General features: G+C 68.2%; 11 protein-coding genes. 8 read left to right on the top strand and 3 right to left on the bottom strand.

Going from position 1 to position 8,528, the window contains the following annotated elements; genetic code table 11:
• From G6045_RS37250 to G6045_RS37225, 6 genes are all read left to right on the top strand, one after another.
• A partial coding sequence (locus tag G6045_RS37250) for a response regulator (protein ID WP_408056413.1) occupies window positions 1-1,101 on the top strand: 1,101 nt, incomplete at its 5' end.
• 228 nt (window positions 1,102-1,329) lie between these two features.
• Window positions 1,330-1,533 (top strand): hypothetical protein, encoded by a 204-nt coding sequence (locus G6045_RS37245; RefSeq protein ID WP_165336667.1) that lies wholly within the window; start codon window positions 1,330-1,332, stop codon window positions 1,531-1,533.
• On the top strand, window positions 1,533-2,132 hold the full coding sequence (locus G6045_RS37240; RefSeq protein ID WP_165336666.1) for a pilus assembly protein TadG-related protein: 600 nt from the start codon (window positions 1,533-1,535) through the stop codon (window positions 2,130-2,132). The genes G6045_RS37245 and G6045_RS37240 overlap by 1 nt, the downstream gene beginning before the upstream one ends.
• Before the next feature lie 18 nt (window positions 2,133-2,150).
• Window positions 2,151-2,726 carry a hypothetical protein gene (locus G6045_RS37235; protein WP_165336665.1) on the top strand — a complete coding sequence of 192 codons (576 nt, stop codon included), beginning with the start codon at window positions 2,151-2,153 and terminating at the stop codon, window positions 2,724-2,726.
• A 3-nt stretch (window positions 2,727-2,729) separates the two neighbouring features.
• Window positions 2,730-3,356, top strand: coding sequence for an OmpA family protein (locus G6045_RS37230; protein WP_165336664.1), 627 nt, complete (start codon window positions 2,730-2,732; stop codon window positions 3,354-3,356).
• 78 nt (window positions 3,357-3,434) lie between these two features.
• A complete protein-coding gene (locus tag G6045_RS37225; RefSeq protein WP_165336663.1) occupies window positions 3,435-4,916 on the top strand; it encodes a hypothetical protein in 1,482 nt (493 codons plus the stop codon).
• Here the strand turns inward: G6045_RS37225 and G6045_RS37220 are convergent.
• From G6045_RS37220 to G6045_RS37210, 3 genes are all read right to left on the bottom strand, one after another.
• On the bottom strand, window positions 4,907-5,512 hold the full coding sequence (locus G6045_RS37220) for a peptidoglycan-binding domain-containing protein (protein WP_165336662.1): 606 nt from the start codon (window positions 5,510-5,512) through the stop codon (window positions 4,907-4,909). The genes G6045_RS37225 and G6045_RS37220 overlap by 10 nt on opposite strands.
• A gap of 79 nt (window positions 5,513-5,591) precedes the next feature.
• Window positions 5,592-5,783 carry a hypothetical protein gene (locus tag G6045_RS37215; RefSeq protein WP_165336661.1) on the bottom strand — a complete coding sequence of 64 codons (192 nt, stop codon included), beginning with the start codon at window positions 5,781-5,783 and terminating at the stop codon, window positions 5,592-5,594.
• An 11-nt stretch (window positions 5,784-5,794) separates the two neighbouring features.
• Window positions 5,795-6,646 carry a helix-turn-helix domain-containing protein gene (locus tag G6045_RS37210; RefSeq protein ID WP_165336660.1) on the bottom strand — a complete coding sequence of 284 codons (852 nt, stop codon included), beginning with the start codon at window positions 6,644-6,646 and terminating at the stop codon, window positions 5,795-5,797.
• Window positions 6,647-6,873: 227 nt separating this feature from the next.
• On the opposite strand from G6045_RS37210, the gene G6045_RS37205 reads away from it, so the two are divergent.
• Complete coding sequence (locus tag G6045_RS37205) at window positions 6,874-7,359, top strand: ATP-binding protein (RefSeq protein ID WP_165336659.1); 486 nt, start codon at window positions 6,874-6,876, stop codon at window positions 7,357-7,359.
• 201 nt (window positions 7,360-7,560) lie between these two features.
• Complete coding sequence (locus tag G6045_RS37200; protein WP_165336658.1) at window positions 7,561-7,983, top strand: hypothetical protein; 423 nt, start codon at window positions 7,561-7,563, stop codon at window positions 7,981-7,983.
• The last annotated feature ends 545 nt before the right edge of the window (window positions 7,984-8,528 follow it).

The following is an 8,528-nucleotide window of genomic DNA, read 5'->3' as shown; positions in this document are numbered from 1 at the left end:
GGCGCACGCCCCCACAGCGGCTACAACCCCCCGTCCGTCTCCCCGAGCACGTCCTCGCACCACGTCTCCACCCACACGTCCTCGCACACCTCGGCCCCCCGCTCCGAGCACACCCCGCCGCAGGTGCCGCTGCCGCCCGAGGACCCCTTCGGCCCGGCGTCCCGTCCCGCCGCGGCCGCGCTGCGGGTCGTGGTCGCGGACGACAATCCCGTCGTACGGGCCGGACTGACGGCACTCCTCGGCGGCCGCGAAGACCTCCAGGTGGTCGCGGAAGCGGCCGACGGCCGCCAAGCCCTCGCCGTCGCACAGCAACACCGCCCGGACGTCGTCCTGTTGGACGTCCGCATGCCGGGAGTCGACGGCATCTCCGCCCTCCCCTTCCTGGTCAAGGTCGCCCCGGTCCTGATGCTCACGTACAGCCGCGAGTCCGCGATCGTCCAGGAAGCCCTGCGCCTGGGCGCGGGCGGCTATCTCGTCCATGGCGAGTTCACCGCCGACCAACTCGCCGACGCCGTACGGGACATCAAGGCCGGCCGCGCCCACTTCACGGCCTCCGCCCAGGACGCCCTCCTCGCCCATGTACGAGGACAGGCCCCCGATCCCCGTACGGCGGGCGGCGGTCTCCCCGACGGCCTGGGCCGGGTCTACGAGACGGGCGTCCCCTTCACCGGCACGAGCAAAGTTCCCGGGATACCTGTACAGGCATCGCGCCCCTACGGAGACCCTGACGTCCCGCATCCGGCGGATCCGGGACCACCTGTCTCGGAACCGCCCTTCGCACAGCAAAGTCTTTCGCAAATGCAATCGTCCGTGCCACAGTCGAACCCGAACGGTCCGCAGAGTCCGCCCGGGCTCCACGCGACCCCCCAAGTCCGCGGCCGGCGGCCCGACTTCGGTCTGAGTTCGAGGGAGGTGGAGGTCATGGATCTCATCGCGTCCGGCATGAGCAACCAGCAGATCGCCGCCACCTGCTTCATCAGCGAGAAGACGGTCAAGAACCACATCAACCGTATCTTCGCAAAGCTGCACAGTACGAGCAGGAGCGAAGCGATCGCGGTCTGGCTGGGCACGGCACGCGGCAGGGGAGCGGGTGGACTGTGATGACCGGCTCCCGCACCACCTCGGCGAAGACGAAGCCCACGAGGGCCCAACTCCCTCTTTGGGCCCGGAGTTGGGCCCACGGACCCTGCGACGAGACCCCTGTTCCCCCGTACGTTTCCCATGTCGCCGAGAACGGCACCGGCCGGGAGGAAGCCGGTTCCGGGATCGGCGCGAACGGAACTTGTGAGTCGGCCGGCACGCGGTCGGCCGGATCTGGAGGGGAACATCATGTCGAAGGCACTCCGCAACTGGAAGAACACCGTTGTCGCCCGCATGCAGGGCGAGAAGGCCGACGAGGGCGCGGGGTTCGTGGAGTACGCGGGTCTGTTGGTTCTGATCGCCTCGATCGTGACCCTGGTGATGGGTCTCGGCCTGGACGGCATCATCTCGGGCGCGATCAGCGAGGCCGTTGCGACCATCACCGGCGGCTGATGTTTCCGCGTCTGCGTGACGACAAAGGAGCGACCATCCCCCTGTTCGTATGGGTAGTGGGGATGGTCCTCTTTGCTGCGTTCGTCTTCTTCGTCTTCGCCAAAGGGGCGGTCGCCCGCAGCGGTGCTCAGTCCGCTGCGGATGCGGCCGCCCTCGCTGCCGCGCAACAGGCTCGTGACGAGTTAAGGCTTGAGGTCATCGCGGGACTGCCGACCGGCGCGTGGGTCCTGCCCCTTGAGGGCAAGGTCCCTTCGCCGACGAGCGGGTTCCCCCGAGCTCAACAACTCGCCACGCAGAACGACTCGACCTTGCAGTTCGTCAACCCGACGTTCGTGGCCGGGAACCTGGCCTACGAAGCTCGGATCGAGACGAACTACACGGTGGGGGACTCACTGGTCCCCGGAACCGAGGACACCACGGCCAAAGCGAATGCCACCGCGGTGATCGAGCCCCGGTGCCACATGGTCGCGAATGTTCCCGGACAGACCATCGAGTTCTTCTGCGACGGCAGTGGCCTGTGGGTTATAGATCCCAAGACGTTCAACGCCGGTGATCTCCCCACGGCCAAGGAACTCTACGAAGTCAACTTGGCGGAATGACGAGAGAAGGATGCGCACATGAAGGTCCGCAGGGCACTGACTGCAGTGGCGATCACGAGTGGTTTGATCCTCGGAGTGTCCGCCTGCGGTGGGGAGGACAAGGGCGGCGAGGACAAGACGTCCTCGGAGTCCAGCCCGGCAAAGGACGACAAGCAGAGCAAGGAGAAGGAAGAGCCTGAGGCACCTGCCGAGGAGAAGGTCCTGGCCGAAGTGACAGGCGGGGACAACATCACCCTCACTGTCAACTCCGCTGTGCGTGACCAGGGGGGCTTCCTGACCGTCACCGGCAAGGTGAAGAACGGAAGCGGAAAGGCCTGGAACCCCGGTAACTGGCGTGGTGACGAGAAGGAGTTGCAGAAGAACGCACACTCCATGGCTGGTGCCTCGGTCGTCGACAAGGCCGGCAAGAAGCGCTATCTGGTCCTGCGGGATACCGAGGGGCGCTGCTTGTGCACCAAGTTCCCGGCCTTCATGTCCGACGATGAGAAGACGTTCTTCGCCCAGTTCCCCGCCCCACCCGAGTCCGCCACCACCGTGGACTTCCAGATCGCCGACATGCCCCCGGCCTCGATCGAGATCTCCGAGGGCGAGTGACCCATGCGAAAGTCGGCCACTCTCACAGCAGCCGCCCTGCTGACCACGCTCACGCTCACCCTGGGAACAGCCCACGCTGACGACCCGACTCCGAGCCAGCCACCAGGGTCCACGACCACGAGTCCACCACCTGAAGTGGACGCGAACTCACCGAACTTGAAGCTGGAGGAAGGGGCCACCCTCGCCCCCGCCCGCGTCCTCGACATCAAATCCGTCGTAGAAGACCTGGGCGGCGAAGAGCGCCGCGAGGACACCAACTCCGACGTCAAGTTCGCCCTCCAGGCCGAGGTCCTCTTCGGTAAGGACAGCGCCAAGCTCAACCCCGACGCCCAGTCCCGTATCCAGGCCATCGCCGACGAGATCGAGGCCCAGGGCGCGACCAAGGTCCGGGTCTTCGGGTTCACCGACAACCTCGGCTCGTACGCCCACGGCAAGACGCTCTCGAAGAAGCGCGCCGACGCCGTGCACAACGAGCTGTCCAAGTCCCTCGGCGCGGACGTCACGTTCGAGGTCCGCGGCTACAGCGAGGACTACCCGATCGCGGACAACTCCTCGGAGGAGGGCCGCAAGAAGAACCGCCGCGTGGAGGTCTCCTTCCCGCGCGGCGAGTCGGCGGACTCCCAGAGCTAGCGCACCACCAGCACCTCAGGGCCGGGCCTCCCACGGAGGCCTGGCCCGCACCCGTTCCCGTACGACCGGGGGAGTCGTATGCCCGCCTTCGACCAGCGCGTCGTCACCTTGGTGCGCCTCGTGGGCACCCGCACCGACCGCACGCTCTTCGAGGACGAGTGCGGGGCGCAGGGCTGGGAGATCCTGCGCGGACCCAACACCCGTCAGCACGCCGCGCGCGGCGACAGGACGGTGGAGTACACCGTCGAGGTCCGCCTCCTGGGCTCCGCTCTGGGAGCGACGTACGGCGCCCGTATCCAGATGGAGTACCTGGGCGACGAGCTCTCCCTGGACCTCACCGTGCTCGCCGCGGAGTTGGTCGACCGCCGCCCCATCAGCACCAAGGCCTGGCACGCCTACGTCATGCCGGGCGCCGCCCCCTCGGCACCCTGGGACGTGCGGTGGCAACGCATCCGCAGGTACTTCGGCTGGCTGGACACCGGCCGCCAGGTGCACGCTCCCACCGATGCGGCTGCCATGACGCTGACCCGCAGACCCCTGCCCGGCACCCGGCCCGCCCCCGCGGGCGTGGAGCTGCGCGGCGGCGAACCGGGGCCGGCCATCGTCGGACGGCTCGGCCGACAGGCTCTGCGTGTACGGCTCATGGGGCTCGGTCATCTGTGGGTGCTGCTCTGGGTGCTGGCCATGTCCGGCAGCGCCGCCGAGTTCGTCCCGCTGATGTTCGTATGGGGCATCCTGGCCACGCTCGCCGCCGCCCACGCCTACGCGTACTGGGGAGTGGCCCTGTGGAAGGTGCTCGCCATCCTGGTGCCGTTCACTGCGGCGATCTGGCTGAAGGACACCCTCAAGTCCTTCGATCCGCCCGGGCACTGGAGCGCCCCCGGGCTCCAATTGCTCTTCACCGCCTATGCCGTGGCCGTCGGCCTCAGGCTTCTGATCCGCAACCAGCGCACCCGCAGCTGGGTGCCCTGGCTGATCCCCGCGGCACTGCCCGTGGCCCTCGCGCTGTTCCCGGGCCTCGGGAGCGTCGTCCACACCTACTACCTGGAGGAGTTCGGCCTCGACCGCGAGGACGTCGACATCCCCCGGTACTGGCAGGCCATCGCCTCGGCGAAGGTCGTCGCCGCGATGAGCGTCTGGCTGGTCGCGCCCGCGTTCTGGGGCTATCTGCGGCACTTCCACCGTGTGGTCCGCGACCGTTGGTTCTACGGTGCCGTCACCGCGCTCGTCGCCATCGTCTCCTTCGCGGCCGGACCGCTCTACTTCGTGATCAGGCCGGCCGCGGAGGCGGGCGTGACCGCGGTGCGGGCGGCCACGGCCGGGCGCACACCGTCCGGGTACTACGGCATCGACGCGTCCTGGGTCTGCGTCGCGCCGCGGGTCTCCCTGTCCGAGCTCCCCAGCGAAGGGGCCGCCATCACCCCGGCGTCCCCGTACCTCATGCTGGGCGACGCTTCGGGCAAGGCGGCCCTGTGGCGCGACGGTCACGCGGTCAAGGTCCCGCTGAACAAGGTGCTGCTGGTACCGGCAACGTCACCGGCAAGGTGCGATCAGCACTGATTCTCGCCCGTGTAGCGGATCTGCATGATCGAATCCAACTCGTCCGCCCCCAGACCGCGGAAGGACCAGCGGCCGGTTTCCGCGCTCCGGTACATGTCGAAGCTGTAGAGCTTGCCGTGATACTTGGCTTTGATATCTCCGTCGTCCATGGTGCTGACGTACTGCAGCTTCCCGACCCACGTGCCGCCGTCGACGTCCGTGTACTCCCGCTTCGCGTCCAGCTTGCCGAAAGTGCCGTTGCCGACCAGGCCATCGGCATCCAGCCCCCAGCGGTACTGGAGCGTCCGCGTGGCGAACCTGGTGTTGGAGCCGAAGTTGCCGTCGATGTCGCTGCGGTCGAAGTTGCTCTCGTCGGACTCGCGGGCGCCCTCGGCGTAGAGGACCTGCTGCCAGAAGCAGGCCAGGTTGGAGTTCGCGTACGTGGATATGGACAGGGTGCCCTCGTCGCCGAAGTCGTCGTAGATCGAACCTGCGCCGCGGATGTATCCGTCGGAGGCGGCCGCCGAGGCCGGCGTCGCGCTGATTCCCAGGGTGCAGGCGGCCAGGGCGCCGACCGCGGCGGCGGCCAGACGGCTGTGCTTGGTGCGGAAGTTCATGAAGTCCCTCTCCGTCGTGAAGTGATGCGGAGAGAGTCGCAGGCGAACCTTGCAGCAACCTGCAATCCCCAGCTGGGGGCTACAGCAGGTGGTCCGCCTTGCCCGCCTTGATGTCGAGGATCAGCTGCCGCAGAGCGTCCCGACTGTCGCGCAGATACGTCTCTTCGGCGCCGGCGAGGGTGATGTAGCCGTTGCCGTCCGCGTCGGTTCCCAGCTGGAAGCAGCTGGAGCCTTCCGCGCAGAACGGCTCTTCCCACGTGATGTCAGCCATACGGCGTCCCTTCAGAGTTCGTTGGCGATGGCGCGGATGAAGTCGCGGGACTCCTCGGGCGAGAGGGCGATGCGCTCCATCCAGTCGAGCTGACCCCGGTACCTGTTCAACTGGGCTTCCATGTGCAGGAATTCCGGACCGTGGGCGTTGTCCACCTGGACGGTGTCCAGTGTCGGCACTGGGCCCTCAAGGTGGAACACCGTCTGCCCGGCTCCAGGGAACTCGCCGGCCGCGAACGGGATCACGCGCAGTGTCACCTGCTCCCGCTCGGACATCGCGAGCAGGTGCTCCAGCTGGGCGTGCACCACTTTGTGCCCGCCGAACTGCATGCGCAGTGCGGCCTCGTGGATGATCGAGACGTACTCGTGCGCGGCTCCGTCGGTCAGTATCTTCGCCCGCTCGAGGCGGTAGGCCACACGCAGGGCGACCTCGTGCTCGGGGAGCGCGGGCACGGCCGTACGGAAGATCGCGAGCGCCTGATCGCCGGTCTGGAGCAACCCGGGCATGTGGATGAAGTTGGCGCTACGCATCCGCTTCGCGTGCCACTCCATCTCCGCGATGTCCATGAACCCAGCGGGGAGTTGGCCCCGGTACCGCTCCCACCAGCCCCGCTTGCGGTAACCGGCCATATCGGCCAGCGCATCCACGTACTCCTGGTCGGAGCAGGCGTAGTTACAGGCCAGGGTGCGTACTCGCTCCGGGCTGATCGCGCGGACGCCGGACTCCATGCTCGACATGTTGCTGCGGTCAACTCCGAGCAGCCCGGCGGCGAACTCGATGGACTGCCCCGCCGCCGCCCGCAACTTCCGAATCTCAGCCCCTAGTCGCTTCTGACGCTCTGTCGGGGACGTCCTGGTCGCCATGCGCGGAAGTGTACGGCTGGACCCATGTTTCGCCGAAGAGGTGACACATGGGTCACCTTTGCCCTTACAGTCAGTAGCGCATCGGTCACGCGAATGTGGGGCGTGAATCCGGAAGGCACCCCTGCCCGCCAGGCGCCGGCGTCCGCGGGGACAAAGCCACCACCTCACGCAGCGCACCGCGACCGACCGTGCCGACCCGATTCCCTCACCGCATCAGGGAGTTCCCCATGTCGCTCACCCTCGTCCCGCACGCAACTGTCGGCGTGGAGCCAGGCGCCGAACCCGACGGCCTCGCGTACAGCCTGACCCTCCCCGCCGCGCTCTCCACCCCGGCCATCGCCCGCGCCGCGACCCGCCACATCCTCGCCGCCCACCACCTCCCCGAACTCATCGACGCCGCGGTCCAGGCGGTCGGCGAACTCACCGCCGCCGCATGCCGGTTGACCCCGGCGGCCCAGATCTACCTCTCCCTCCGCTACCGCGCCGACGCCCTCCGCATCACGGTCTACGACGGCGAACCGCACCCCGCGCACCCGCACCTCGCCGCCGCCCTGGACGCTCGCCGCCGCACCGCCCTCCGTCTCCTCGCCCGCGTCGTGAAGTGCTGCGAGGGCACATGGGGATGCGGCGAATCCCCCGAGCCGGGCGGCGGCACCCGCACCTGGGCCGTCCTGCCCCGCGCCACCACGGCGACGTACGCGACCACCCCTTGACCCGTACCGACGACTCGGTGGCGCCACAATGGCGCCACCGATCCAAAGATTTTTCCGAAGAGATCCCCAGGTCAGAGGACATGAGACCGCACCTGACGCCAACTAGACGCCAGATCGGACTCGCCATGGCGCCACGCGTGTGCCATAGTGGTGTCACGGCCCAGAGGGGGCCACGGAAAACAAAAACAAGGAGCTTCCACCATGTCTGTCGCCACCACCGCCGCCGCCCTGACCCTCTCCGCCGACGAGAAGGCCACCCTCCGCACCGCCGCCTACGGCGCCGTCTCCCTGCTGGCCGCCGCGTCGGGCTCGCCGCACAAGGTCGCCACGCACGGCTCGATCTCTCTGTACTCGGGCACCGGCCCGATCGGCTACGCCCTCGCGGAGAAGTCGAAGATCAAGGACCTGAGCGGCAAGTCCGTCGCCGAACTCGCCGACAAGGTCTTCCCGGCCCTCGCCGAAGCGGTCGCCCTGCTCGAGCAGAAGAGCCCGGCCGAGGCCGACAACTTCCGCGCCGCCGTCGGCGTCGCCCTCGCCTCCGGCGTCCACGCCCTCAAGGGCGGCCCCACCCCGGGCGTGACGGCAATGCTCGCCAAGATCGAGGCAGCCCTCACCGCCGCCTGACCAACGCCCCCTAGTGCAACTTGACTTGAGCCCCCGTATCCCTTCCCTCACCGAATCCGTCCCGAGGTGCCCCGCCCAGCCGGGCGCGCCACGGGACGGATTCGCGTCTACGCCTACGGACGCCGAGCGCCGTAGGCCCTTCCGTCACGTCGGCGGCCGCGCCACCGTCGTGGCCGAGGTCGAAACGTATGAAGAGTGGCTGAGGCCCGTGGCCGGTTGCGCGGACCTCGCGCGGCGCCGTCGTCGGCTGCCGCGCCGTCGGACGTCCGTTCCCCTATTGCTCTCAGAGATCGCAAAACGGCCGGCAACTGTTCTCGGGACCCACAATCACGGTGACGTCGACCCCGCCAAGCCAACACCCGCAGCCACAGGGGCATATGGCCCGCTCCGTGAAACGCCATCACCCCATCTCTGACAGCAATAGGAGAACGGAAGCCCAACGGCGCGACAGCCGACAACAAACCCGCACGAGGTCCGCGCAACCGGCCACGGGCCTCAGCCACTCTTCATACGTTTCGACCTCGGCCACGACGGTGGCGCGGCCG

The sequence above is a fragment of the Streptomyces mesophilus genome (assembly GCF_011044995.1).
GTDB lineage: Bacteria > Actinomycetota > Actinomycetes > Streptomycetales > Streptomycetaceae > Streptomyces > Streptomyces mesophilus.
The sequence above is the reverse complement of the archived record's forward strand: the minus strand, read 5'-3'. Positions and strand labels throughout refer to the sequence as shown.